This window comes from Microbacterium elymi (assembly GCF_021582895.2).
Lineage (GTDB): Bacteria > Actinomycetota > Actinomycetes > Actinomycetales > Microbacteriaceae > Microbacterium > Microbacterium humicola.
Map to the genome: position 1 here is coordinate 1,828,180 of NZ_CP091139.2, position 24,615 is coordinate 1,852,794.

The 24,615-nt window shown below is 66.6% G+C and carries 25 protein-coding genes, 5 pseudogenes and 1 other annotated feature; of the genes and pseudogenes, 18 read left to right on the top strand and 12 right to left on the bottom strand.

Annotation, left to right across the window (positions count from 1 at the left end):
* Positions 1-396: 396 nt before the first annotated feature.
* From L2X98_RS22280 to L2X98_RS20895, 9 genes and pseudogenes are all read left to right on the top strand, one after another.
* Positions 397-672: pseudogene (locus L2X98_RS22280) on the top strand (alcohol dehydrogenase catalytic domain-containing protein); the annotation flags it as partial.
* Between the two features lie 166 nt (positions 673-838).
* Positions 839-1,372 (top strand): zinc-binding dehydrogenase, encoded by a 534-nt coding sequence (locus L2X98_RS09970; protein ID WP_259610809.1) that lies wholly within the window; start codon positions 839-841, stop codon positions 1,370-1,372.
* 69 nt (positions 1,373-1,441) lie between these two features.
* Positions 1,442-3,703, top strand: a complete 2,262-nt coding sequence (locus tag L2X98_RS09975; protein ID WP_354003038.1) for an ATP-binding protein — start codon at positions 1,442-1,444, stop codon at positions 3,701-3,703.
* Positions 3,704-3,969: 266 nt separating this feature from the next.
* The gene (locus L2X98_RS09980; RefSeq protein WP_259610811.1) at positions 3,970-5,172 is read left to right on the top strand and encodes a cytochrome P450; all 1,203 of its coding nucleotides are present in this window, start codon (positions 3,970-3,972) and stop codon (positions 5,170-5,172) included.
* 33 nt (positions 5,173-5,205) lie between these two features.
* Positions 5,206-5,988 (top strand): ATP-binding protein, encoded by a 783-nt coding sequence (locus L2X98_RS09985; RefSeq protein WP_259610812.1) that lies wholly within the window; start codon positions 5,206-5,208, stop codon positions 5,986-5,988.
* Positions 5,985-7,532, top strand: a complete 1,548-nt coding sequence (locus L2X98_RS09990) for an ATP-binding protein (protein WP_259610813.1) — start codon at positions 5,985-5,987, stop codon at positions 7,530-7,532. The genes L2X98_RS09985 and L2X98_RS09990 overlap by 4 nt, the downstream gene beginning before the upstream one ends.
* Before the next feature lie 136 nt (positions 7,533-7,668).
* A complete protein-coding gene (locus L2X98_RS09995) occupies positions 7,669-8,637 on the top strand; it encodes a PDR/VanB family oxidoreductase (protein ID WP_259610814.1) in 969 nt (322 codons plus the stop codon).
* Between the two features lie 47 nt (positions 8,638-8,684).
* Positions 8,685-9,140 carry an HtaA domain-containing protein gene (locus tag L2X98_RS10000; protein WP_259610815.1) on the top strand — a complete coding sequence of 152 codons (456 nt, stop codon included), beginning with the start codon at positions 8,685-8,687 and terminating at the stop codon, positions 9,138-9,140.
* A gap of 140 nt (positions 9,141-9,280) precedes the next feature.
* The gene (locus L2X98_RS20895) at positions 9,281-9,622 is read left to right on the top strand and encodes an aldehyde dehydrogenase family protein (RefSeq protein WP_354002737.1); all 342 of its coding nucleotides are present in this window, start codon (positions 9,281-9,283) and stop codon (positions 9,620-9,622) included.
* A 71-nt stretch (positions 9,623-9,693) separates the two neighbouring features.
* On the opposite strand, the gene L2X98_RS10005 is transcribed toward L2X98_RS20895, so the two are convergent.
* Entirely contained in the window at positions 9,694-10,023 is a 330-nt protein-coding gene (locus L2X98_RS10005) for an integrase core domain-containing protein (protein ID WP_354003039.1), read from the bottom strand.
* A gap of 118 nt (positions 10,024-10,141) precedes the next feature.
* On the opposite strand from L2X98_RS10005, the gene L2X98_RS10010 reads away from it, so the two are divergent.
* Complete coding sequence (locus L2X98_RS10010; protein WP_259610816.1) at positions 10,142-10,336, top strand: hypothetical protein; 195 nt, start codon at positions 10,142-10,144, stop codon at positions 10,334-10,336.
* Between the two features lie 451 nt (positions 10,337-10,787).
* Here L2X98_RS10010 and L2X98_RS10020 read toward each other — a convergent pair whose 3' ends face one another.
* Positions 10,788-12,302: an aldehyde dehydrogenase family protein gene (locus L2X98_RS10020; RefSeq protein WP_259610817.1), complete on the bottom strand. Its 1,515-nt coding sequence runs from the start codon at positions 12,300-12,302 to the stop codon at positions 10,788-10,790.
* 293 nt (positions 12,303-12,595) lie between these two features.
* Here L2X98_RS10020 and L2X98_RS10025 point away from each other — a divergent pair, with 293 nt between their 5' ends.
* Positions 12,596-12,820, top strand: a complete 225-nt coding sequence (locus L2X98_RS10025; RefSeq protein WP_259610818.1) for a helix-turn-helix domain-containing protein — start codon at positions 12,596-12,598, stop codon at positions 12,818-12,820.
* 86 nt (positions 12,821-12,906) lie between these two features.
* On the opposite strand, the gene L2X98_RS10030 is transcribed toward L2X98_RS10025, so the two are convergent.
* Positions 12,907-13,881 carry an IS3 family transposase gene (locus L2X98_RS10030; protein WP_259610819.1) on the bottom strand — a complete coding sequence of 325 codons (975 nt, stop codon included), beginning with the start codon at positions 13,879-13,881 and terminating at the stop codon, positions 12,907-12,909.
* Positions 13,777-13,929 (bottom strand) — a sequence feature (AL1L pseudoknot). Its footprint overlaps the gene before it by 105 nt.
* Positions 13,892-14,068 carry a hypothetical protein gene (locus L2X98_RS10035; protein WP_435526184.1) on the bottom strand — a complete coding sequence of 59 codons (177 nt, stop codon included), beginning with the start codon at positions 14,066-14,068 and terminating at the stop codon, positions 13,892-13,894. Its footprint overlaps the feature before it by 38 nt.
* A gap of 102 nt (positions 14,069-14,170) precedes the next feature.
* Between L2X98_RS10035 and L2X98_RS10040 the strand changes: the two are divergent.
* A pseudogene (locus L2X98_RS10040) lies at positions 14,171-14,830 on the top strand (DEAD/DEAH box helicase family protein); the annotation flags it as partial.
* Positions 14,831-15,469: 639 nt separating this feature from the next.
* On the opposite strand, the gene L2X98_RS10045 reads toward L2X98_RS10040, so the two are convergent.
* On the bottom strand, positions 15,470-15,727 hold the full coding sequence (locus tag L2X98_RS10045) for a hypothetical protein (RefSeq protein ID WP_259610820.1): 258 nt from the start codon (positions 15,725-15,727) through the stop codon (positions 15,470-15,472).
* A gap of 304 nt (positions 15,728-16,031) precedes the next feature.
* Between L2X98_RS10045 and L2X98_RS10050 the strand changes: the two genes are divergently transcribed.
* From L2X98_RS10050 to L2X98_RS20905, 3 genes and pseudogenes are all read left to right on the top strand, one after another.
* The gene (locus L2X98_RS10050; protein WP_259610821.1) at positions 16,032-16,496 is read left to right on the top strand and encodes an HNH endonuclease signature motif containing protein; all 465 of its coding nucleotides are present in this window, start codon (positions 16,032-16,034) and stop codon (positions 16,494-16,496) included.
* Between the two features lie 84 nt (positions 16,497-16,580).
* Positions 16,581-16,667 (top strand): annotated as a pseudogene (locus tag L2X98_RS20900) (DUF1304 domain-containing protein); the annotation flags it as partial.
* Positions 16,668-16,782: 115 nt separating this feature from the next.
* The gene (locus L2X98_RS20905) at positions 16,783-16,971 is read left to right on the top strand and encodes a hypothetical protein (protein ID WP_354003040.1); all 189 of its coding nucleotides are present in this window, start codon (positions 16,783-16,785) and stop codon (positions 16,969-16,971) included.
* On the opposite strand, the gene L2X98_RS10060 is transcribed toward L2X98_RS20905, so the two are convergent.
* The 3 genes from L2X98_RS10060 to L2X98_RS10070 form a co-directional block, all read right to left on the bottom strand.
* A complete protein-coding gene (locus L2X98_RS10060) occupies positions 16,911-17,957 on the bottom strand; it encodes an acyltransferase family protein (RefSeq protein ID WP_259610822.1) in 1,047 nt (348 codons plus the stop codon). The two genes, L2X98_RS20905 and L2X98_RS10060, sit on opposite strands and share 61 nt — an antisense overlap.
* On the bottom strand, positions 17,893-18,186 hold the full coding sequence (locus L2X98_RS10065; RefSeq protein WP_259610823.1) for a hypothetical protein: 294 nt from the start codon (positions 18,184-18,186) through the stop codon (positions 17,893-17,895). Before L2X98_RS10065 ends, L2X98_RS10060 begins: the two co-directional genes overlap by 65 nt.
* A 331-nt stretch (positions 18,187-18,517) precedes the next feature.
* Positions 18,518-19,132 (bottom strand): MerR family transcriptional regulator, encoded by a 615-nt coding sequence (locus tag L2X98_RS10070; protein ID WP_259610824.1) that lies wholly within the window; start codon positions 19,130-19,132, stop codon positions 18,518-18,520.
* A gap of 91 nt (positions 19,133-19,223) precedes the next feature.
* On the opposite strand from L2X98_RS10070, the pseudogene L2X98_RS10075 reads away from it, so the two are divergent.
* Both L2X98_RS10075 and L2X98_RS10080 read left to right on the top strand, forming a co-directional pair.
* Positions 19,224-19,755 (top strand): annotated as a pseudogene (locus L2X98_RS10075) (DUF6194 family protein).
* Positions 19,756-19,784: 29 nt separating this feature from the next.
* The gene (locus L2X98_RS10080; protein WP_259610825.1) at positions 19,785-20,441 is read left to right on the top strand and encodes a histidine phosphatase family protein; all 657 of its coding nucleotides are present in this window, start codon (positions 19,785-19,787) and stop codon (positions 20,439-20,441) included.
* A gap of 39 nt (positions 20,442-20,480) precedes the next feature.
* Here the strand turns inward: L2X98_RS10080 and L2X98_RS10085 are convergent, their stop codons facing one another.
* The 4 genes and pseudogenes from L2X98_RS10085 to L2X98_RS10100 all read right to left on the bottom strand — a co-directional run bounded on the left by L2X98_RS10085 (position 20,481) and on the right by L2X98_RS10100 (position 23,698).
* A complete protein-coding gene (locus L2X98_RS10085; RefSeq protein ID WP_259610826.1) occupies positions 20,481-20,759 on the bottom strand; it encodes a putative quinol monooxygenase in 279 nt (92 codons plus the stop codon).
* Positions 20,760-20,794: 35 nt separating this feature from the next.
* Positions 20,795-21,277: a glutathione peroxidase gene (locus tag L2X98_RS10090; protein ID WP_259610827.1), complete on the bottom strand. Its 483-nt coding sequence runs from the start codon at positions 21,275-21,277 to the stop codon at positions 20,795-20,797.
* A 111-nt stretch (positions 21,278-21,388) separates the two neighbouring features.
* A pseudogene (gene dnaB / locus L2X98_RS10095) lies at positions 21,389-22,765 on the bottom strand (replicative DNA helicase).
* Between the two features lie 456 nt (positions 22,766-23,221).
* On the bottom strand, positions 23,222-23,698 hold the full coding sequence (locus L2X98_RS10100) for a hypothetical protein (RefSeq protein WP_259610828.1): 477 nt from the start codon (positions 23,696-23,698) through the stop codon (positions 23,222-23,224).
* A 511-nt stretch (positions 23,699-24,209) separates the two neighbouring features.
* On the opposite strand from L2X98_RS10100, the gene L2X98_RS10105 reads away from it, so the two are divergent.
* Positions 24,210-24,566 (top strand): hypothetical protein, encoded by a 357-nt coding sequence (locus L2X98_RS10105; protein WP_259610829.1) that lies wholly within the window; start codon positions 24,210-24,212, stop codon positions 24,564-24,566.
* Positions 24,567-24,615 lie beyond the last annotated feature (49 nt).

Genomic DNA, 24,615 nt, shown 5'->3' on the forward strand with positions numbered 1-24,615 from the left:
ACGACCCCGTAGAACTACGCGATGGCACACAAGAGCCGGTCGCGGTTCGCCTGGCGAGTCCCCATGCGACGAAACACGTAGTTCTACGCGGCCGGAACGGGCCGGCGCCAACGAGACTGTTGGCGACGCTTCCTCAGCGCAGAAGCAGCGTCGAGATCGGACCCGAGGATCCGCTCTCTGCGACGGATGCGCGGCGGGACTGTCACCGAGACCGTCGCTTGGCGACTGTCGAACGGCCAAATGACGAAAGGCAGCCTACCCATGACCTTCACCATCACCGCTGCGGTCACCCGCGACCTTCACCGCGACTTCGATATCGAGCAGCTGACACTCGATGAACCCCGCGCCGGCGAGGTGCAGGTGCGGATGGTGGCAACCGGGGTGTGCCATACCGATATGGCGGTCCGAGATGGCTGGATCCCGACGACGTTCCCCATCGTCCTCGGGCACGAGGGTGCCGGCGTGATCGAGCGTGTCGGCGAGGGAGTGACTCACCTGGAGCCGGGCGATCACGTGGTGCTGACTGTCGCGAGCTGTGGTGTGTGCGTGGACTGCCTCACCGGCAACCCCTCCTTCTGCGCGAACTCCTATGTTCAGAACTTCGCGGGGGGCAGGGGCGACGGTACGACCTCGCTCACCGATGAGGAAGGCCGACAGGTCAACTCGCACTTCTTCGGCCAGTCTGCTTTCGCGTCGTTCGCGAACGTGCCGGTGCGTAGCGTGGTGAAGGTCCGCAAGGACGTTCCGCTCGAGACGCTCGCTCCGCTGGGCTTGCGGCGTCCAGACGGGTGCAGGTGCGGTCCTGAACGTCTTGAAGCCAAGAATGGACGGTTCGCTGGTGGTGTTCGGCGCCGGCGCGGTGGGCATGTCGGCGATCCTGGCGGCGCGGGTAGCGCGGGTGCAGACGATCGTCGCGGTGGATATGGTCGACGCCCGCCTCGATCTCGCACGCGAACTGGGTGCCACTCACACCGTGAATCCCGGGCATGGGGACGTCGCCGAAGCACTCGCCACGATCACGGGGTCCGGCGTGGACTACGCCATCGACACGACCGGGAACGCCGCAGTAGTGGATGGCATGATCCAGTCGCTCGGGCACAGGGGCCACGCCATCCTTCTCGCCGCCGCGAACCCCGAAGCCGAGACACGTGTGAACCTCGCGCTTGCCGTGGCGCAGGCCATCCGGGTGACGTCCGTCGTGGAAGGCGGGGCGATCCCGCAACTCTTCATCCCGGAACTCATCGAACTGTACCTAGCGGGGGAGTTCCCGTTCGACAGACTCATCCGGAGGTACGCGTTCGCCGACATCGCGCAGGCCTTTGCCGACAGTGAGTCTGGCGCGGTCGTCAAGCCGGTTCTGACTTTCGACTGAACCGACATGGTCGAGCGGGCGTCACAGATGCGGCTTCCACTCGGTTGCCTCCCCGTTCCCACCACGTCCATGGTCGGACGGGCCGACTCCCTCAGGGAGGTCGTCAGAGCGCTACGCAAGGTGCCGCTCGTGACATTGACCGGTCCCGGCGGCATCGGCAAGTCCCGTCTCGCGATCGCCGTCGCGGAAAGCGAGCGTGCTCATTACGGCGACGGTGTGTGGCACGTGGACTTGTCGAACGTGCCTGCTGGCGGTCCTATCGATGAGGCGATCTTGGAATCCCTCACGCGTGGGGACCATTCGATGACGCCGTCCGGCCGACGGCTGAACGACGTTGTGGCAGGCAAGAGGATGCTCCTCATACTGGACAACTGCGAGCATGTGAGCCGTCAAGTATCCGTCGTCACCTCGGACATGCTGGCCACCGCGCGTGGACTCAGCGTCCTGGCGACGTCCCGTATCGCGCTCGACAGTGTCGGCGAGCGGGTGGTCCAGGTGCCGCCCCTCGCCGTCCCCGATCCTGATCTGGTGACGGATGCGGCCGAGGTGCGGGCCTTCGACGGGGTCCGGCTCCTGGTGGCCCGGGCCATGGCCGCATCGCCGTCCTTCGACCTGGACCAGTCCAATTTTCGGGAGGTGGCCGCCGTCTGCTCCCGGCTCGAAGGATGGCCCCTCGCCATCGAGCTCGCCGCGTCCCAGTTGCGCTCGCTGACGCCGGCGCAGCTTCTCGAGACGTTGGACGACCGTCTGGCGCTTTGTTCCAAGGACCCGGCAACGATCGCCCGTCATACTTCCTTGCGGGCCGTCATCGGATGGTCGTGGGAGCTCTGCGAGCCGGCGGCACGCACTCTTTGGCAGCGCGCCTCCCCATTTGCAGATGGCTTCGACCTCGACGCGGCACGCCAGGTGTGTTCGGATGAACGGCTGCCGAGCGAGGAGATATGGCGAGTAATGGACTCGCTCGTGTCCAACTCGATCCTCGTTGCAACGCGTGGACCCTCATCGCTGCGCTTCCGCTTCCTGGAGACCGTTCGGCAGTTCGGGCGTGAGCAGCTCGATCTGTCTGCGGAGCGTGTGCACTACGACCGCCGGCACCGTGACTATTTCCGTTCGATGACGGCTGACGCTGCGCGAGCGTGGGATACCGCTGAACAAACCGCATCCATACGCAAGATCCGAGCGGAGAAGGCCAACATCACACGAGCTCTCGGCTGGAGCCTTGCGACTCCGGGAGAAGAGGAGGCAGGGCTCGAGATCGCCACACATCTGCGGTATCACTGGGCGATCGACGGGTCGATCCGCGACGGAAGGAGGTGGCTCCAACGTGCTCTCGACGCCACGACGACCGATGCGGGGATGAGGCCTACTGCCCTGTGGGTGCTGGCCTGGGTCACGATCCTGCAGGGCGACGCCGGGGCCTGCTCGGTTGCGCTAGACGAGGCCGGGGAGCTCGCGCTCGCAGGAGACGACCGGATCGCCTCCACCCGAGCGCAGGTGCTTCGAGCCACCGCCTTGCTATGGGTGGGTGACGCCCACAATGCGGTGACCAGCCTTAGGAGCGCCCTCGAATTCTTCCGTGGCGCGGAGGATGCGGGCGCGCTCCTGTTCACATCGATGATGCTCATTCTCGCTCTCGCGGAAGCGGGATCGGCCGAGGAGGCCGAGTCCGTGGCGACGGAGGCCCTCAGCGTAAGCGGCCGCAGCGGCGAGAGGTGGGGGCGGGCCCAATCGCTGTGGGCGCTGGGGTACTGCCGTTGGCTCGCCGGGGATCACGAGGCCGCACACACGCTCGTCGAGAGTTCCCTGAACCTGCGACTCGACTTCGATCAGACGGGAACGGCGTTGAAGCTCGAGACGCTGGTGTGGGTCGCGGCGTCCCGCCGCGAGTACGAGCGTGCGGCGACACTGCTGGGCGGCGTTCAACAGCTGTGGAAGCGGTTAGGCACATCCATCTCCGCGTTCGGTATCCACTTTGCGCGACACGCGCACGAATGCGAAGAGGCACTGCGGCTGACGATGTCCGCCGCGAGGTTCGACTCGCGTGTTGCCGCAGGCCGGGCGTTGCATGTCGAAGAACTGATCAACTATGCGTTGGGCAAGGCGCTCGCGAACAGCAGCCCGGATGAACGACACCTCACGCCGCGGGAGAACGAAGTCTCCCGGTTCGTGGGCGAGGGACTCAGCACCGAAGAGATCGCAGAACGGCTCACCCTGTCGGTCCGTACGGTCGAAGGTCATCTGACTCACGCGCTCGCCAAACTCGGTTTCCGCTCCCGAACGCAATTGGCGCTGTGGGCTGCGAAGAGGTCGGCCGCGAATCGCGGAATGTGACTGCCATCGGCCTACTCTCCGTGGACCGATCGTCTTCCTCGCCGCCCTGATTCGACTCTCGCGTGTTTGTGAGCAGGGTGACAATCACGTAGTTCCACGGATGGGAGATCCGCCCGAGACGGGGACGATGAGAACAGGTCATCGAGGACCCACGGTTGAAGAAGCCCCGCGTGACAAGCCGGGCCGGTTCTTCCGGCGCATCACGCGCTGCCAATGTTGGCAGCATACGTGGACCGCGGGCCCTCATTCTCAGGAAGGTAGAGCACGTGACGGTCACACTCGCGAATCAGGAGCACGTTCACACGGATCTGGACATCTGGAGTGATGAGGTGCTGGCGAACCCATACCCGCACTACAAGCAGCTGCGCGATCTCGGTCCAGCCGCCTACATGACGAAGTACGACATGTGGATCATCACCCGGTTCGACGTGGTGAAATCCGCTCTCGCGGACTGGGCGACCTTCAGTTCCGCCCACATGGGGGGAGTTGCGCTGAGCGAGGACGGACGTGCCGCCTGGAGCGGTTCGGTCCTCGAATCCGACCCGCCCGAGCACACCAACCGACGGAAAATCTTCGATGACACGCTTCGCCCACGTTTCGTGCGCCACGCCCTCGGTGATCTGAAGCAGCGCTCCGAGGACGTGGTCGACGCTCTGCTTGCACGCGGGACGTTCGACGGGGTGCAGGACTTCGCCAAGGATCTCCCGCTGAACATCATCATGGACCTCGTGGGATGGCCCGCCGACGGGCGGGAACAGATGCTCGAATGGGCGGAGGGTGCCTTCAACGCGCTCGGTCCCGAAGGCAACCAGAGAATGATCGACTCCTTCCCCAAGCTGCAGGCGGGCATCGAGTACGTCAGGACACACGCGACCGAGGATAAGATGCCCGCTCAGAGCTTCGGCGGGGTCATGCACGCCGCAGCGGCCCGGGGCGACATCCCACGCGAAGTGGTTCCGATCGCGCTGACGGGGATTCTGCATGCGTCGCTGGACACCACCATCAACGCGATGAGCAGCCTGCTCATGCTGTTCGCTCAGAACCCGGGTCAGTGGGACATCGTCAGGCAGGACAAGTCGCTCGTCCCCAGCGCGTTCCTCGAGGGGCTGCGTCTGGAGTCGCCCATCCAGTTCTTCTCGCGCGCGACGACGCGCGACGTCGACCTCGGCGAAGGAGTGGTGATCCCTGCGGATTCTCGGGTGGTGCATTCCTATGGCGCAGCGAACAGAGACGAACGTCGCTACGCAGATCCCGACCGTTTCGACGTACGCCGCAATCCGACCGATCACCTCGCATTCGATCACGGTACGCACTCGTGCCCTGGGCGCACGCTGGCCACCATGGAGGCCCAGGCCCTGTTCACGGCACTGGCAGAGCGCGTGGAGACGATCGAGCTCGTCGGCGAGCCGACGCGCGAACTCAACAACTCCACCCGCGGTTACGCCAGCATGCCCATTCGCATCCGCTAGCACGCGTGCACCCACGGGTAGGGTACAAGCACCATGACGCGTGCTGACGGGGGAAATGCGCCTGTCCCCGCGACATCGCTCGTCGGGCGGCGAGCAGCCAGAACGGCTGTTCGCCGCGCGCTCGAGCAGACATCGTTCGTCACGCTCACCGGGCCGGGGGGCATCGGCAAGTCGAGGCTGGCCATCGCGGTCGCGGAGGACGTCCTGCCGAAGTATCCCGACGGCGTGTGGTTCATCGATCTCTCGGAGCTACCCGTAGACGTGAAGATCGAGGATTATGTGCTCGACGCGATCGCGGGACCGGATCATTCCCAGCGAAGATCGGAAGGCCGGCTGATCAGCTACCTCCGATCATTGCGGGCGCTGCTGATCTTCGACAACTGCGAGTCCCAACTCGGGCCCGCCATCAAGCTGATCACACGGATTCTTTCCAGTGGGCGCGACATTCACGTTCTCGCCACCAGCAGGGAGGCCTTCGACAGCGTTCGCGAACGGGTCATCCCCGTCCAGCCGCTCGGGGTACCGGACGCCGACGCGATGGTCGACCCGTATCACGTGGCGCAGTTCGACTCGGTGAAGCCTTGCTGGATCGTGCTTCGGCGGTTCGCCCCGGCTTTCGCGTCGACGAGGACAACTGGCGCATGGTGGCCTCCGTATGCTCTCGACTGGAGGGCAATCCGCTCGCCATCGAGCTCGTTGCGTCGCGGCTTCGTTCACTCACGATCGGAGAGGTCGCGACGAGCCTTGCCGACCGGCTCTCGATCGCGACCAAAGACCTCTCCGTGCCCGTTCGGCACAAGTCTCTCCGGTCCATGATCGACTGGAGTTGGGACCTCTGCACGGAGTCGGAGCGCGTGTTGTGGCGGCGATGCTCCATGTTCGCCGGAGGGTTCGACCTCGCTGCCGCGGAGCGTGTCTGTGGCAGCGAGGGGTCCGCCGACGCGGTCTGGGCCGTGATCGACCACCTCGTTGCGAAGTCGCTGATCGTCGCCACATCCACCGGCGCTTCGATCCGCTTTCGGCTCCTCGAGACCATCGCCGAGTATGGGCGGGAGCAACTGAGCGCCTCGGGAGAGCTCGACACGATTTCGGAGCGCCATTTCGACTACTTCGCCTCTGTGGCACAGACCGCGTGCGACGATTGGGGATCTTCGTCACAACCGGATGTCGTGACGGCAATGCGGACGGAGAGGTCGAACTTCGCGAGGGCGCTGGAGTGGAGCTTCACCGCTGCCGGAGCTCAGTCGCGGGGAATGCGCCTCGCGGCAAACCTGCGCATCCACTGGGCGGTTGATGGGTTCCTTCGGGACGGCAGTAGGTGGATGAACCGCGCTCTCGCGGGGAGCGACGAACCTTCGGAGGTCCGCGGCGATGCCCTCTGGGTCAGCGCGTGGATATCGATCCTCCAGGGCGATGCGACGGCAGCCGAGGCTCGCCTCGCGGAAGCGTGGGAGATCGCAGAGAGCCTCGCAGACGACCGCCTGCGGGCGTACGTCCACCTGTTTCGCGGCACGGCGGATCTGTGGCGAGGCGATCTCGACATCGCTCTCGAACGGCTCGGAGCGGCTCACGCCTATTTCGCGGCGGCTACGCGGGATGAGTGTCCGGGCCCGCACTTCGTATCTATGCTCTACGCGCTCGCGCTCGCGGAGACGGGCCACTACGACGAGATCCGTGAGCTTGACGACGGCAACCCGAGCAGACCCGAGCACGAGACGGAGCGCTGGGGCACGTCCCAGCTTCTCTGGGCTTACGCCTACGGCATCTGGATGGCGGGCGACTACGAGACGGCGAGCGCGCGCCTCCAGCATGCGTTGCGGATGAATCTGGCGTTCGATCGGGTCGGCACGGCACTGAAGATCGACTCGCTGGCCTGGATGTCGGCGTCGCGTCGTCAGCTTCAGCGCGCGGCCCGGCTGCTCGGAGCCGCGCGAGCCATCTGGTCCGACCTCGGCACGTCGATAGCCGCCTTCGGGACGAAGTTTGCGGAGCGGTCCGACGACTGCTACGCCGCGTTGCAAGCCGCCATCAGCCCTACGCAGCTTGATTCGTTCCTCGCTGAGGGTGCACGGCTGGATTACGAGTCGCTCCTCGCCTATGCGGTCGACACGAAAAATTCAGCAGCCGTGACGGGTTCCAACGGCGATATCCTCACCGCTCGTGAGCGCCAGGTGGCAGACCTGCTTGCGGATGGTCTCAGCAACCGCCGGATCGCAGAGCGTCTCGTCCTCTCGCCCCGCACGGTCGAGGGGTACGTCGCCAGTGTGCTCTCGAAGCTCGCACTCGAATCGCGTTCGCAGGTGGTTGCGTGGGTGACCCGTGAACGCAGCCGTCTCACCGCCGGTGCGCCAATCACGTAGAAACACGCGTGCCGAATCATCCATCGCCGAAAAGACTGAGGGGAACGCCTATTGCGATGGAGCAGCCATGGTCACAACGCCTACGTCCTTTACTGGAACAGTTCTCGGCGACCTGCTCGCCGGTGAGGGACAACCCGTGCACGGCGATGCAGTGGAACCGGTGGAGTGGGCCGGTGATGTGGTCGTGGTCGACAAGTCGACCGTCTCAGCGGCCATTACCCAGCTGACGTTGCGTGGGATCGATGACGCGGCGCTGCCCGAGTGGGCACCGGGCGCACACATCGAGGTGACCTTGCCCGACGGGACGCTTCGCCAGTACTCGTTGACCGGTGACCCGACTCGCGCCGGGACATGGACGGTCGCCGTTCTGCGAGAAGCGAACGGTCGGGGTGGCTCGCAGTACATTCACGACCACGTGTCGGCCGGCGACAAACTCTGGGTCCGAGGACCGCGGAACCACTTCCCCCTGATAGAGGCCTCCGAGTACCGCTTCGTTGCAGGGGGAATCGGCATAACCCCGCTCCTCCCGATGATCTATGCGGTCGCACGCTCGGGTGCCTCGTGGAGTCTGGACTATTGCGGCCGAGAACGCTCCAACATGGCTTTCCTGGAACATCTGAGCCCCTGGGCGGACCGTGTCCGCCTCTTCGCGGGCAGCGAGGGGGAACGGATCGACGTGGTGGAGCTCGTGAACGGTCTGGGTCCGGAGACCGCCCTGTACTGCTGTGGCCCCGCCCGGCTGCTTGTGGCGATCGACGATGCATGCAAAGCCGTGGGGCGCATGCCGCCCCGAGTGGAGTACTTCTCACCGAAGCAGCTGGAAGGGGCAACCGTGGATTCGGAGTTCGAAGTGGAGCTGGCGTCGAGCGGGGTGAGCGTCACCGTTCCCATCGGGCGCTCGATCCTAGACGTCGTGCGCGAAACGGGTGTGCAGGTTCTCGCGTCCTGTGAGGAGGGGACCTGCGGGACCTGCGAGGCCGAGGTGATCGAGGGCGTTCCAGACCACCGGGATTCCGTGCTCTCCGACGCGGAGAAGGCGCAGAACACTTTCATGATGATCTGCGTATCCCGAAGTTGCTCACGACGTCTCGTCCTGGATCTGTAGGGGCACGGGAAGAGGACATGGAACGCGAACCCGGGCTGTATTGGAGCGTGAAGAAGAGCTTCCGCGCGTATGTGGAGCGTCTTCCCGATGGCGCGGCGGTGGAGGCTTACGGCGCGGTCGACTGCGGAGAGATTTTTCGGTTTACTCCCGAGATAGTTCCCGTACCGACCGCAGGCACCGACCCACCTCAGCGGAAGTTTGTAGGGGAGGTGCGATTCGGTGGGCATCACGGCATGCTGTTGGTGCCGATAAAGCACCCCGCCATTGAGTTCGTCGGTACCGTGCTCGCGGTGACGATCGAGTATCCGTGGCTCGCTCCCAGTGCCATGCCCCGCGTTGAGATCGCACGCGGCGAGGCGACACCGATCGATGAAACGTCCGATTCATGGCGCGTCATCGATCTCCGGTTGACGGACGACGGCTCGGACCTTTTCGGTGGAACATACAAGCCGGGCGAGAGACTCGATGATATGGAGATTGTTGATCCATCGCCGTCACCTTGATCCGTCCAACCCGCCGTTCAAACATGAAGCGCTCCCGGCAGATCCGGGCAAGCCGGGTGTCATTGGCGGCTGAACCCGGAGGGGAGATCGCGCGTCGTAGCCCAGGAACCGTTCGGACCTGTCATCCCCGACCTTTCTAGATGAACGAAGACGACGCCATCGGGGTCGCTAACGACTCGTTGGGCGGAACAGGCGGATCGGTCTGGACAGCGAATCCGAAAGCCGCTCGGCGCGTCGCCGGGCAACCTGGTCTACGTCTGAGTCAACGATCGTGCCGTCATCCGCCTGGACCTTTGGCGCCCTTCGGCGGTATGAGGCAATCCGGTATGGGCGCGCTCCGCGGATTCCGCTCGTCCACTTCCGCGGGCCGGCATGGCATCGAGGGATCCGCGGTAGGAGGCGCCCGCAGCGAGGGGAGGATCTCGATGGTCGCAGCGCCTCGGCGACGCCGGGAGGATCGAGCGGGTACATCCCGTGGTTGACGGCGATCTACCCGGTATCCTCGATATCGAGTAGCCGATGGCATCGCGGCGGAAACTGAATCGCCCCGGGTTTAGTGGAAGATGAGTTCTCCCAGCGCCGGCTGGCTCTGGGAGTTGATGTCACGGTAGTACTCGTCCTGCTTTTCGATGGGTGTGAGGTATCCGATCGAAGAGTGCAACCTGTTCTCTTTGAACCAGTGCACCCAGGAGAACGTGGCGAGCTTGAGCTCGTCGGCGGTCCGGAACGGGCCGTCGATCATCATGCACTCGGGCTTGTAGAGCCCCACGACCGTTTCGGCGAGTGCGTTGATGCTCCTATATCTGTCAAGCGGCCATCCGGAGGGGTGGTCGGGCTTCGCGGATAGGGCGCATCGCGGCCCAGAGTTGGCGTGCGAGAAGATATTTGAGGCACCGGATGATCTCGGACTTCGTCTTGCCGCCGGTCACGTCGGTCCGTTCTCATCACCTCTAACGCGCCGATGCCGTGGCGCCGGACTGCGCCAGCAAGGCCCGCTCCGCATGATCCTTGCCTTCGATCCCGAAGGTGAGCTTCCCACCGAACGACTCGGCCCAGTCGATCAGCTGACCGTAGCCACCGGAATCCGCAGCGAACGACCGGCGGTCCAGGACCGCGCCGAGCTCGTCGACCGCGACCGCGACCGCGACGGAGACGTGGACGTGTTTGTGAGTGTCGACGCCAGACAGGGGGAGTGACGCTGGCCGGTCGGGTGGACGGGACTGTGATGGGACACTGATGGGACACTGATGGGACACTGATGCGATCAGGCTCCTATGAGGTCACGCCCGCCTGGCCAGCACCACGAGGGTGATGCGCCTTCTGGCGGACGACAGATCAACAGCAAGGACACCCCAACCTCGAGGTCAGTCGTCAGCAAGAGTCAGGCCGCCAGAAGGCACCTGACACTCTCGCAGTCATACGCGTCGCCGACGGTCCCGATCGTCCTCGTCCGCGCGGAAACAGCGATGCACGTGATCCGGCGGTCGGAACGCCGCCCCATCAGCCTTCGTGGTGACGAACTGCTTGCCCCGGCGGATGCCGCACAGCCCGTGCTGACGCAAGAGTCGTTCGACCGCGCACCGCTTTCAATGCGGGAATCAGCCGTGTCCGCCGTCTCTCGGAGATGGCTTCGGCATGCGGGAACGGTCAGTGTGCCATCGCGGCGAGTGCCTCGGGGTCGATCGTGCCGATGGAGCGGGTGTCCTGGAACGCCCGAATGCCCTCGATGCCCTGCTCGCGGCCGATGCCCGACTGCTTCATGCCGCCGAACGGTGCGCGCAGGTCGAGCCGCGTTGCTCCGTGATCGTTGACGAACACGTAGCCGCAGACGAGCTGGTTGCCGATGCGCTTCGCCGTCTCGGGGTCGGCCGTCCAGACGCTGCCGCAGAGTCCGCCCCAGGTGTCGTTGGCGACGCGGACGGCCTCCTCCTCGGTGTCGAACGGGATGATCGGGATGACCGGACCGAACTGCTCCTGCGTCACGACCCGCAGTTCCGGGTCGGGGTCGACCACGATCGCCGGGCGCAGGAAGTTGCCGCCGGCGAGGTCACCGCCGGGCAGCTCGCCGAACTCCAGCACGGTCGCGCCGGAGTCCTTGGCCTCTTCGATGATCTCCGCGACGAACGCCTTCTGCACGGGCGAGTGCAGCGGCCCCATCGTGGTGCCCGCGTCGAGCCCGTAACCGATGACTGCCTTCTCGAGCCGCGCCGACAGGCCGTCCACAACCTCCTGCATCCGGGAGCGATGCACATAGATGCGCTTGGCATTCATGCAGATCTGGCCCGTGGAGTCGAATATCGCCGCGTACAGCCGGTCGAGGTGCACGTCGTCGATGATCGCGTCTTCCGCGAAGATCGCCGCGTCGTTGCCGCCGAGCTCGAGCGTCACGCGGGTCAGCGACTTGGCGGCCATCTCCATGATCCGCTTGCCACCGTTGACGGACCCTGTGAAGCAGACCTTCGCGATGTCCGGGTTCTGGATGAGCCCGCCCATGTTCTCGTCCTTGCCCGTGACGACGTTCAGCACACCCGCGGGCAGCTTCTCGGCCACCCGTTGCACGACCCGGGTCGTCGCCAGCGGCGCCGAGGGCGGCGGCTTCACGATCACGGTGTTCCCGGCCAGCAATGCGTGCGGAAGGGAGGCCGCGAGGATCGCGATCGGCCAGTTGAACGGGACGATGATCGTCACCACCCCGAGCGGCTGGAACGTCACCTCGGTGCTGACCGGGATGCCGGGGACCACGGGCAGCGTCTTACCCGCGTCGACCTCGTCCGCGATCATCAACGCGAGGTTCCACCGGATCTCGAACACCAGGGCGTCGACCCAGGACTCCATACGGATCTTGCCGTTCTCCTGCGACAGGATCGCCGCATCCGTGTCGCGCTCGTCCGCGATCCCGGCGATCGCGTCGGCCATCTGACGCGCGCGCTCGGCCGCGGAGAGCGACGACCATGCCGGATAGGCCGCCTTGGCCGCCGCGACCGCGTCGGCGACGTCATCGGCCGAAGCGGAGGCCGCCTCACCCACGATCACGCCTGCCATAGCCGGATCGGCGACCTCCAGCGTCTCCGCCGTCTGCCGTTCCCGACCTCCAATGAACAGCCCCATACGAACCGCCGTGGGTATGATCTTCCCAGACACTACTTGGCTCCCTTGCCTCATGCACCCGCCGCGATGATGCGGCTCTGACCATCATGATCGCTTCCAGGTCAGAGTGACCACGTAGTTCTACGCATTCTGCGTCTGGTGTCCAGAAGTCACTGCATTGCCGAAGTCGGTGGCGCGCAACGAGGACTGGCTCCACGGGCGCCCGTTCCTACGCATCATCGCTATGGGAGTCGCCGAGCCGCCGCATCCCACGCAGCAAGTTGGGTGCGTGATTCTGTCGCGCGTCAGCCTATGTGGCAGGGGTAGTAGTTGCTGAGGCAGCGCCCTATCGAAAGGTCTGAGTCATCATGAGTCGTCGCCCGACGATCCCCGCGGAGAAGAAGCTCCGCATCGTGTTATCCGTGCGGGAGGGTGAGATCTCGATCGCCGAAGCCGCGCGTCGTGAGAAGGTGTCCGAGCAAGCGATCGGGAACTGGAAAGGGCAGTTCCTCGAGGGTGGGAAGGCCGGGATCGAGGCCGGCAATTCGCCCGGACACGGGCGACCGGCGCCGAAACGTCCTGGAGCTGACTGAGAACGGCCACGCGGTCCTTACTCATGCTGTCCAAGCCAGCGACCAAGCGGAACGACTGAAGCGCCCCGGGTTTTGTGGAGGCTCGGTTATCTGGGACCGGCTCCGATCGGAACCTGTTCTCCAACGTAGCTGACGGGCTCGTGGGATTCCCAGTGCGCGGCCTCGAACTCGGCGGGCGGGACGTGTCCGATTTCGCCTTGTAGACGCCGGTGGTTGTACCAGTCGATGTATTCGGCGACCGCGATCTCAACGTCGCGGACCGAGGCCCACCCGCCCTTCGGGCGCATCATCGGGTTGCGGATGCACTCAGCCTTGAACAACGAGTTCAGCGCCTCGGCCATCGCGTTGTCGTAGCTGTCGCCGACCGTTCCGACGCTCGCGACGGCCTCTGCCTCGGCGAGGCGCTCGGTGTAGCGGATCGCACGGTATTGCACTCCGGCATCGCTGTGATGGATCAGCCCGGTGATGTCCTGCCCGGCTCTGCGGCGTTCCCAGAGGCCCATGTCGAGCGCATCGAGGGCGAGATCGTTGCGCAGCGACGTGGACACCTGCCAGCCGACGACGCGGCGGGAGAACACGTCGAGAACGAATGCGGCGTAGGTCCACCCGGCGTGGGTGCGGATGTAGGTCAGGTCCGCGACCCAGAGCTGGTTCGGCGCGGTCGCGGTGAACGCGCGTTTGACGAGGTCGGCGGGCCGGTCGGTCTCCGCGCCTTCCCCGAAGGTGGTCTTGCGGGTCTTGTCGCGCCGGATGCCCTGGATTCCCGCGGTGCGCATCAGCCGCTCGACCGTGCAACGCGCGACCTCGATGCCTTCTCGGTTGAGGGCGGCGTGGACCTTCCGGGCGCCGTAGACGCCGAGGTTGGCCTTGTGGACGATGCGGATGTCCTCGGTCAGTCCTGCATCCCTCACGGCCCGCACGGACGGCGGACGCGCCTTCGCGGCGTAGTAGGTGCTCGGGGCGATCTGCAGGCCACTGTCGCGCAGGACATGGCAGATCGGCTCGACCCCGAACCGGTCGCGGTGCCCGTCGATGTACTCGACGAGCACCGCGGTCGGCACTCCGGTTACTTCAGCTTGCGGTCGAGCTCCGCCGCGGCGAAAAACGCGACGCCGTCTTCAAGATCTCGTTCGCCCGCCGCAGCTCCCGGACCTCATCCTCGAGTTCCTTGATCCGCGCCGCCTCCACGGTCGTGACTCCCGGGGCCTGGCCTGCGTCGATCTCGGCCTGCTTGACCCAGCCGCGCAAGCGTCTCCGGGTTGATCCCGAGCTGAATCTGCCTGACTTTCGTTCCGTTCTTCAAGTAAGGATCGAAAAGTCACCGAAGCAATCGATCCCAACGTTCTCGACCTGAACCCATACGAGCCGTTCCTCGACGCGCTCTGCTCGACTCGCGAGTATCAGAAAGACGCGATCCGAGAAACGCTCAGATACTTGCTCGGGCAGCGATATGAGAGCCTCCGCGCGCTACTGCGCGAAAATCTGGACGCGAACCCCATGCTCAAGGACGTCTATGGCGGGGAAGCATCCGCAGAGCGAAAGCTCATCTTCCCTGACCAACTGTCCTGCAGCCTTGACCTGGCCACCGGCACCGGGAAGAGCCACGTGATGTATGGGATCGCCGCGCTAATGCTCGCGACCGGCGCGGTCGACCAAGTGCTGGTGCTCTGCCCCTCGCTCACAATCGAGGCGGGCCTCACGGAAAAGTTCAAGAGCCTCGCGGCGAGCGAAGCGCTGCGCGCCGCAATGCCCTCGGGTGCCGCTTATACGGCGCCCGCGGTCATCAACGGCACCGAGTCGATAGTCCCGGGCACCGTGTGCATCGAGAACTATCACGCGACCTTCGCGTCGTCGCGAAGCTCGATCCGCCCGACCCTCGCAGGAAAAGGCGACCGAACGCTCATCCTCAACGATGAAGCGCACCATCTGTACTCCGCGAACGGCGACATGCGGAAGTGGGCGGAGTTCGTCAGCGACGCCGACCTCAACTTCCGTTACGTGGTTGGCGTTTCTGGCACCTGCTACGTCGACAATTCCTACTTCCCGGATGTCATCTACCGCTACTCGCTTCGCGCCGCGATCGACTCCGGCGTCGTCAAGACGATCGACTACGTCGCGGAGGACTCAAGCGGCGCACGGGACGAGAAGCTCCAGAAGGTCTACGACAACCATCAGGGGAACAAGCAGTTCTACCGCAAGGTGATGCCTCTGACCTTGCTCGCGACGCGCGACATCGCCGCCGCGAAACGACTGGCGGTCGATGTTGCGAGTTTTTTGGCGTCGGCGGAAGGGCTTACCCAGGATCAGGCGGCCGCCAAGGTCTTGACCGTCACCTCTGATCCCGACCACAAGCGCAACGTGATCCAACTCGGATCTGTGGACCAAGCGGATAGCCCGGTCGAATGGGTAGTTTCAGTGAGCATGCTCACCGAAGGCTGGGACGTAAAGAACGTGTTCCAAGTCGTGCCGCACGAGGAGAGGGCGTTCTCAAGCAAGCTCTTGATTGCGCAGGTTCTGGGACGCGGACTTCGCGTGCCCGACTCTTACCGTGGTGAGCGTCCGGTACTCACGGTGTTCAATCACGATGCGTGGTCGTCAAGGATTCGGCATCTCGTCGATGAAGTTCTCGAGATCGAGAACAGGCTTGTGTCACGGGTGGCAGACAAAGAAGTCGACTACAACTTCGATCTCGAGAACATCGACTACAGCAAGACGCAGGAGTCCGAAGAGCACCAGGCGCCTGACGAGTACGATTTTTCGAAGGGGTTCGTCACCCTCGTTTCTCAGGTCTCGGAGCTCGAGCGCGAGACCACGTACAGCCGAGTGGTCAGCGGGAAGCAGCGAGAGAAGCGCACTCTCATCCGCTACAAGATGTTTTCCGTCGACGAGGTCGCGGAGCACATCCACTCCAAGTTCCGTGCGATCGACCTCGAGGAGTCGACCGACTATGCCAGCAAGTACTCGATCAATTGGCTTAGGGACCTAATACGTGAGTCGCTGAATCGCGTCGGTGAGACAGCTGATCAGGTCAGTGAGGACAATCGGCAGCAGGCTCGCAGGCTGCGTTCGGAGTCGTGCACCGTACGGCGAGCCAAACCGTTCGGTATGTTTCCAAGCCGGACGAGGTCGTCAAGGTCTCCACGTCGCCAGAGGCGTCGGGACAGCATCAATGTGTCCGCGCTCAGGCGCGGCGACGCCACAGTGTTTGCCGATGAGGATTCTGGACGGCAGGAGCGACAGCCCGGCACTCCTGACCGGACACGGCCCGATCGACCTCGCCACGGCGAAACGCCTCGCCGCCTCCGCGTCGGGATGGGACCGCGTGCTGACCGATCCCTGCACGGGCGAGCCGCTGGCCGTGGACCGCTATCGACCGAGTGCCGCCCAGCAGCGATTCCTCGATGCTCGCGACGAGCACTGCCGGTTTCCCGGATGCACCCAGCCCACGTGGCGATGCGACCTCGACCACACCGTCGACCATGCGCGCGGCGGCAAGACATGCGCCGGCAACCTCGCCCACTTCTGCCGGCGCCATCACATCCTCAAACACCACTCGCCGTGGCGGGTCGAGCAGCTGGGCCGCGGCCGCCTCAGGTGGACGAGGCCGACCGGCCGCGTCTACCTCGATCGCCCGACCTCGACGGTGCAGTTCGTTCCCGACCCTCCACCATTCTGAGCGCACGAAGGGCTCACGCCCGCGCCGGCTTTCCACCCATACTGAAGCAGTGCACGTTCGGACCCGGGCACGGCGGGAGCACACATGATCGTCGTCGGGCTGATCCTCGCGGTCCTCGCGGGCCTGATCCACGTGTACATCTTCTGTCTCGAATCGGTGGCGTGGACGAGCGCTCGCGCTCGCGCCGTCTTCGGGATGACGGCGGCACAGGCCGAGCAGACCCGGCAAGCTCGCGTTCAACCAGGGCTTCTACAACCTGTTCCTGGCGGTCGCGGCCTGTGCCGGGATCGTCGTCTGGGTGTTCGGAGCCCAGACCGTCGGCGTCACTCTCGCCTTCACCGGCACGGCGATGATGCTCGCGGCATCCCTGGTCCTGTTCAGCTCCGCGCCCGACAAGCGATCCGCGGCGACCACTCAGGGTCTCGTGCCGCTCCTGGCGATCGTCGCGCTGATCGTGGGGCTCGCCGTCGCGTGAGTCCGGGATGCCGGTGACCCGGTCCCAGGCTCCGTCAGCATCTGCCCGACTTCGCCCCGTCGTGGTGCCCGGATGCGGAGGAGCGCGCCGACGAGCAGGATGACGGCGACCGCTGCGCTGACCGCGGTGGTGCCGGCCGCGAGCAGGAGCACGACGGCGACCAGGCCGATGATCACGGCTTGTCGAGCGCGACGCACGGAGCTGGTCGGAGCCGGCATCGGGCGACGTTCCAGCCCGGCCAGCGCCCAGGCGACGACGGCGGTGAGCAGCACGGCGAGCGCGAGCCACAGCGGGCGGGTCATCCACCAGCTCGCGCTCGACGGTTCCGGCAGGGCGAGACCGCTGCTCATCGCGACGAGCGCGGTGATACCGGCCAGCGTCGGCAGCACCGGCATGTGCCAGAGGTAGATCGTCATCGTGCGGGCGGTGACGAACCGCGTGAAGGCGGCGACTCGGGGGCGCCGGCTGACAGCGGTGAGCGGAGCGCGCAGGAGCGAGAAGAGCGCCGTCTGCGCCACCCCGACGAGCAGCAGCGCGGCGGTCGGCGGGTTGAGGTTCTCGAGGAGATCCGGAGAGAACACGCCGATCACACACCCCGCGGCGAACACGGCGGCCGCCGCGATCGCCGCTCCAGCGCGCACGCGGCGCGGGAGGGCCTCGATCCGTCCCTCGGCGAGGAAGAACCCCAGCTCGCTCGAGCGCGAGCCAGATGAAGGCGAGGTTGAGGAAGCCGATCGCGCCGACCCCGGTGATCCCGCGGACGACATCCACGAGGATCGCTGCCGCGGCGAGCGCGCCCACGGTGCGCATCGGCGCCCGCTCGTGCGCGGCCAGCAGAGCCGGCGCAGCGCCTGGCAGAGCAGGAACACGCCGAGGAACCAGAGGGGCTGGCTGTAGCGGAACCCGGCGAGCTGCACGATGTCACCCGGTACACCGCAGATCGCGAGCAGCGCGAGTCCGATGCCGGCGGCGCCGATCGACAGCACGCCCGGCAAGCAGCCGGTGCACTCGCGCCGTGACGAAGCCGACCGACGTGCCGCCCTGGGCGCGCAGTCGGCGGTAGGCCGCCGAACCGGCATACCCGCCGATCACGAAGAACAGCGGCATGATCTGCGCGACCCAGGTCAGCGGCACCAGCCACGGCGCCCCGTCGGCGGCGTTCTCGAACACCGGGCCGGCCGGGCCGATGGTGACGCCGACCATGAGGGCGTGCAAGGCACGACGGTGGCCACGCACAGCGCCCGGACCAGATCGATGGCGGTGTCGCGCCCGACGCGCTGCGGCGCCGTTCGGCCGGTGGGCAGAGGGACGGTGGGCGCGCGCACCGAGCGCGCAGGCATGATGACCATGGGGGTCCTCCTCGAGTGGATCTCGAGGAGGCTATGGACGCGGTGGGTGCCGGCACATCACCCCCGGTGCCGTTCCCGCCCCTACCCAGGCGTGAGATCCGCGCCGGACCGCGGCGTCGAACCGGTCAGGAGTGCGTGCAGGTGGGATGCCGCGGCCAGAAGTGCAATGCTTGCGCTCGGTGAGGCCGGCGAGCCGATCATCGAGCATCGCCCGTGCCCGCTCGGCGTCTCCGTCGGTGCGCAAGCCGGTCGAGCACCCCGGCGATCTCGGGGATCCGGTAGCCGCCGCCACGCAGCGCGGCGACGATGCGCGCCTCGGCGATCGCCGAGGCGCGGTAGCGCCGAGTCTGGGTCGCGGGCAGACGCTCCGGGATGACGAGCCCCTCGCTCTCCCAGTGCCGGAGCGCAGAGGTGCGGACCCCGAGCGCCTGGGCGAGCTCGCCGATCGTCATGGCATCCCGGTCATCGAAGTCCGCCGTGACGCGGGTGTCGGCCAGCACGGCGTCGAGGCCGCGGCGCGCCTCGCGGACCCGCGCGCGGTCGCGGGCGAGGGCCGCGTGGAGGTCGTCGATCCTCTCCGCCGCGACGTCCAGGGGACTCGTCAACAGCACGGGCATGAGGCGGCGTGCGGGCACCGGACCGATCGCCACGGCGAGGGCGCGGTAGGCGCGCAGCGCGGCGAGGTGCCGGTGCTCGTACTGCCGGTATCCGTTGCGTGCACGCTCCGCGGCGGGCAGGATGCCGAGGCGCTCGAGGTCGCGCACCTGCTGGGTGGAGTAGCCTGCCAGGCGGCCGATCTCGGCCGTCGTCATGCGCGGCACTTGAGGGTTCGGCATCCTGTCTCCGGTCGTTGAGCCGTTGAAGTCCACATAAGCACATGAAGGTGACGATGGAAGCATGGATATGCAGCAGATCATCGATGCCGTCGAAGTATTCGACGGGGCGCTCGTGTTCATCCCGCACGAGGGCGGCCCGTTCCCCGAGCTGGCATGGGGAGACGCCTTCTTCTACTACGCCCCGGACGGCGTGATGCCCGAGCGGACCCAGCCGTACGGGACGATCATCACGAAGAACTACCCCGATGACGAGGCATCCCGCCTCGACGATCCCGATCGGTTCCGCGTCAACATCCACGTCGGGCGCGACATCGCGGCGCAAGCTCACGGCGGACCACGACGATCCCGCCGATGTGGATGTCTTCGTCCCGCATCCGCTGTACGGCGCGGCGGGCTGGGTCTCGGTCGTCAATCCGGGAGCACGGACGGCCGAGACGGTCATCGCCCTGCTGCGCGACGCGCACGCCGACGCGCAGGCCCGCGCGGTCCGCCGGGCGCAAGCGCGGATAAGGTCCGCGGGGCCGCTCGGCCCGGGGATGCTGGCGTCCGGTCGGCTCGGAGCGATCATCCGCGACATCCAGGCCGCCGTTGACGGGTGAGGCGGACGGAACGGGATTACGGTGACGACATGGACCATGTCGATCAGCTGCCGGACCGCCCCGCCCCCGACAACCCTCCCGGCAAGCTCGTGCTGATGCGACACGGCGAGACCGAGTGGTCGAAGGCGGGCAGGCACACCGGGCTCACCGACATCCCGCTCACCGCGCGGGGCGAGGAGCTCGCCCGTTCCGCCGGGGCACTCGTCCGGGGGTACGACTTCCGGCTCGTGCTGAGTTCCCCGTTGCAGCGCAGTCGGCGCACGGCCGAGCTGGCCGGGCTGCACGCGGACGTCGATCCGCTGCTCGTCGAGTGGGACTACGGCGGGTACGAGGGGCGCACGACGAAGGACATCCGCGCCGAGCTGGGCTACAACTGGACGGCCTTCACGCACGGCGTGATCCGCGGCGCGACCCCGGGTGAGACCGTCGAAGAGGTGGCCGCGCGGGCGTCACGCGTGCTGACCCGCGTGCTGCCGGCGATGGCGGAGGGGGACGTCGCGCTGGTGGCCCACGGCCACTATCTGCGCATCCTGACTGCGGTCTTCCTCCGTCTGGCACCGCGTTTCGGCGCGATGATCTCGTTGGATGCCGGATCGGTCTCGGTGCTCGGCTTCTACCGGGAGCAGCCCGCGATCCTCGCGTGGAATCACGGTCCGGAGCTGCCGCTGGCGCCCTCGGAGTCCTGAGTTCGGGGTCGGCCGGGTCCGGATCGGACGCGGCGCTGGCTACAGCCCCTCCACCTCGTACCGTCGCTGGATGCCGGCCGTCGCGCGACCCCAGTCGGATGCGGCAACGCGGGCCTGATGCCGGCGGTAGGCCGCGGCATCCACGAATCGTTCGTCGACATGCCAGACGAGCGGATCGGCCGTGGCGACCACCTCGAACGACAGACATCCGGCCTCGGCGCGCGTGAGCGCGACGTGCTCCGGAAGCGCGTCGGCGACGACCTGCGCCTCATGCGGGTCGCGACAGATCAGCTCACCGGAGAGATGGATGCGGGACACCACACCATCTTCCGGCATCAGGCTCCCGGGCGGAGTCAGGCGGGCAGGCTCTCCTCGATCGCCGCGACGACCGTCGGGTCGTCCGGCACGGTGTGCGGGCGGAAGCGGTGCACCTCGCCCGAGGGGCTGACGAGGAACTTCTCGAAGTTCCAGGTGACCCGCCCGGCCTTGCCCGAGGCATCCGGCGTCTTCTTCAGCTCGGTGTAGAGCGGGTGCTCACGGCGCCCGTTGACGCGGATGCGGTCGAAGATCGGGAACGTGATGCCGTAGGTGGTGGAGCAGAACTCCTTGATGGCGTCGTTGCTGCCCAGCTCCTGCAGGAACTGGTTGCTCGGGAAGCCGAGCACCTGCAGCCCGCGGTCGCCGTACTCCTGCTGCAGCTTCTCCAGCGTCTCGTACTGGGGCGCCAGTCCGCACCGCGAGGCGACGTTCACGATCAGCAGCGCCTTGCCGTCGAATGCGGAGAGGGACGTCTGCGTGCCCTCCATGGTCTTGATCGGGATGTCGCGGAGGCTCATGAGCAGTGAAACGTCGAACGCCGCGCGTCCATTCCGGCGCATCGTTCGGGGGCGCGTTGCGGGCGCAGCGGCGAGAGGTCGCCGCCCTTCGCAGGACCCCGGCAACCGGCGCTACTGGAATTCGCCCGCCGGGGCCATGTCGGCGAAGCGGGAGAAGTGGCCCTGGAACGCGATCTCGATGGTCGCGGTCGGGCCGTTGCGGTGCTTGGCCACGATCAGGTCGGCCTCGCCGGGGCGGCTGTCCTTGTCGTAGACCGACTCGCGGTCGAGCAGGATCACCATGTCGGCATCCTGCTCGATCGACCCCGACTCGCGCAGATCGCTGACCTGGGGCTTCTTGTCCTGCCGCTGCTCGGATCCACGGTTCAGCTGTGAGAGCGCGACGACCGGCACCTGCAGCTCCTTGGCCAGCAGCTTCAGCGCACGCGAGAACTCGCTGACCTCCTGCTGGCGCGACTCGACGCGCTTGCCGCTGGTCATCAGCTTGCAGGTAGTCGATGATCACCATCTTCAGGCCGACGCGCTGCTTGAGCCGCCGACACTTGGCCCGGATCTCGACCAGCGTCATGTTCGGGCTGTCGTCGATGTACAGCGGCGCGTCGTTGATGCGGCCGCGGGTGGCGGCCACCGTGGTCCAGTCGCGCTGGTCGAGCGATCCCTTGCGCATGTTCTGCAGCGGGATGGCGCCCTCGGCCGACAGCAGGCGCATGGCGATCTCGCTGCGCCCATCTCGAGCGAGAAGAAGATCGTCGGCATGTCGTGCTTGATCGCGGCCGCCCGGGCGAAATCCAGAGCGAGCGTCGACTTGCCCATCGCCGGCCGCGCGGCCACCACGATCATCTGGCCGCCATGCAGCCCGTTGGTCAGTTCGTCCAGCTCACGGAACCCGGTCGGGATGCCGGTCATCTGACCGTCACGCCCACGGGCCGCCTCGATCTCTTCGACCGCGGCATCCACCGCCATCGTCAGCGGCACATAGTCCTCGGACGCCTCGATGCCGGTCACCGAGTAGATCTCGGCCTGGGCGTTGTTGACCAGGTCGAGCGCCTCGCCCTGGCCGGAGTAGCCCATCTGCACGATCCGCGTGCCGGCCTCGACCAGTCGGCGCAGGAGCGCGCGCTCCGAGACGATCGACGCGTAGTATCCGGCGTTGGCGGCCGTCGGCACGATCGAGGTGAGCGTGTGCAGATAGTCGGCGCCGCCGGCCCGCTGCAGATCACCGGTCTTGATCAGCTCGTCGGTGACCGTGATCACGTCGGTGGGCTCGCCGTGCGAGTAGAGGTTGAGGATCGCCTCGAAGATCAGCTCGTGCTTGGGGACGTAGAAGTCGGCGCCGCGCAGACTCTCGATGACGTCGGCGACGGCGTCCTTCGACAGCAGCATCCCGCCCAGCGCACTCTGCTCGGCGAGGATGTCGTGCGGAGGGGTCCGCTCGTGCTCTCGGGGCGGTCCGCCCAGGCGCTCGTCGGAGATGTCAGCGATCGACACGTCGTCTGTCCTCCTCCACGATGTCTGGCACGCATGAACCTGCACATCAGGAGGATGTCGCCGGTCGATGCCGCGCTCGTGAGCACAGCACACCACGGACCCCCGACATCCCTCGCCTGTGACGGATGCTCTCCCCCGGATGAACCAGAGACCACGCTATGCACGGCGCAGATCGCCCGCAAACGGCCCTGTGGATAACTATGTGGAGAGATTGGGCAGAACGCCGGTGAGCCTGTGTACAAGCCCTGTGGACAACAGAGGTGTAATTCGCGAAAGTCAGGTTTTTTCTCCCGCTTGACCTGGCACTCTTGTCTGCACAGCCTGTGGATGGATCTGTGTTTGAAGTAGCGGTTTAAAGTTCCGTCGTCGCGGTGAGTTATGCACAGCATGCGCCCGAATGCAAGTCGAGCCGAGACCTGCGTGAGCGGGGCCGTTCGCCCTCATCAGCGGCCCTGGTCAGAGGCGAGATGCGCGCCGGCGGACCACGATGTTCTGCACCAGCAGCGTGACTCCGAGGAAGAACAGCACCGGCCCGGTGGTGACCACCGCCGCCGCGCCGAAGTTGTCTCCGACCAGTCCCAGAGCGAACCGCAGGACGATCGACACCGCCCACAGCGCCACCGTCACCACGGTGTACCGCGACCACACGGCGTCGTCGGCAGCGTGGAGTTGCACGCTCGCGCCGCGCACCCATCCGAGCCCCACCGACAACGCCACGTCGATCGTCAGCACCAGGGCATCCACGAGGTGGAATGCGGACGTGGCCATCACCGCCGGAAGCAGAACGGCGATCCCGGCGACGATCAGGACGATCGGCAGGATCACGAGGCGGGGTCGGATCGGCCGTGCGCGGAGCCTGGTCAGGACGACCACCACGACGACGGCCAGGCCCAGCAGCACCTGCGGCGGCACGCCCGCCACGACCGCGCTCATCGACCCGCACCGGTCACAGCGGCACGGCCCCCGCCGCAGGGCCCGGCCGCGATCTGCGGGCAGGGCCAGGCCGCCTCGGGCCGCTGGATCGGGTCGGTCATGAGGTCTCCTCAGCGGCCATCGGGGTTCTTCGGCGAAGCGCCGGCACCGACATCCAGCGGCGGATATCGGGGGGTTCGACCGGACAGAAGCCGGACGGGAGGCGGTGCGCTCGATGCACTGGGCGCGCTCGGTCCGCATGCCACGGTAGCGGATCAGCATCGCGCGCGACACTGCCGCTCGGTATGCCCGACCCGTGGGGCCCGGACGTGTCGCGGCATCCGTCTCCGCCGCCGGGATGCGGACTCAGGGTCCTCCCGACCGCATCCGGCTAAAATCCCTCATGGCGCGTTCCTTCGGGGCGCGCCCGCGGAGCCGTCGAGAACGGAGACATCGCTGGGGCCACCGCGGCGGGCTGGGGCCGCCGTCCATCCGACCGCCAGGTCTCTGCCGATCCGCTGAGGAGCAGCACATGCCGAACACCAAGGAGATCGCCGCCACCATCCGAGTGGACGGATCGGTGACCCTCGAGGTCGACGGCCGCGTCGAGACCCTCGCGACGACTCGCCCCGAAGACGCGCGCCGTGAGGTCGTGCAGCGCGCCGGCATCCGGGCGGCGTCGCTCGGCCGGCCGGTTCCCGTCATCGTGACCGAGCCGGATGGCGCGGTCCAGCTGGTCGTCGCCACCGACGGATCGGTGACCGTCGTCGAGGACACGCACCCGGCGCCCGCGCCCGCCGACACGCCCGTCCCGAATGCCTGCGCCCGCCGCTGCCGCGCCGGTCAGCGCGGTCCCGGCCGCCGCGGCGGCCACCGCGGCACCGGCTGATCCGGCACCGACCACAGCGGTCCCCACCGCCGCCCCGGCACCGGCGCAA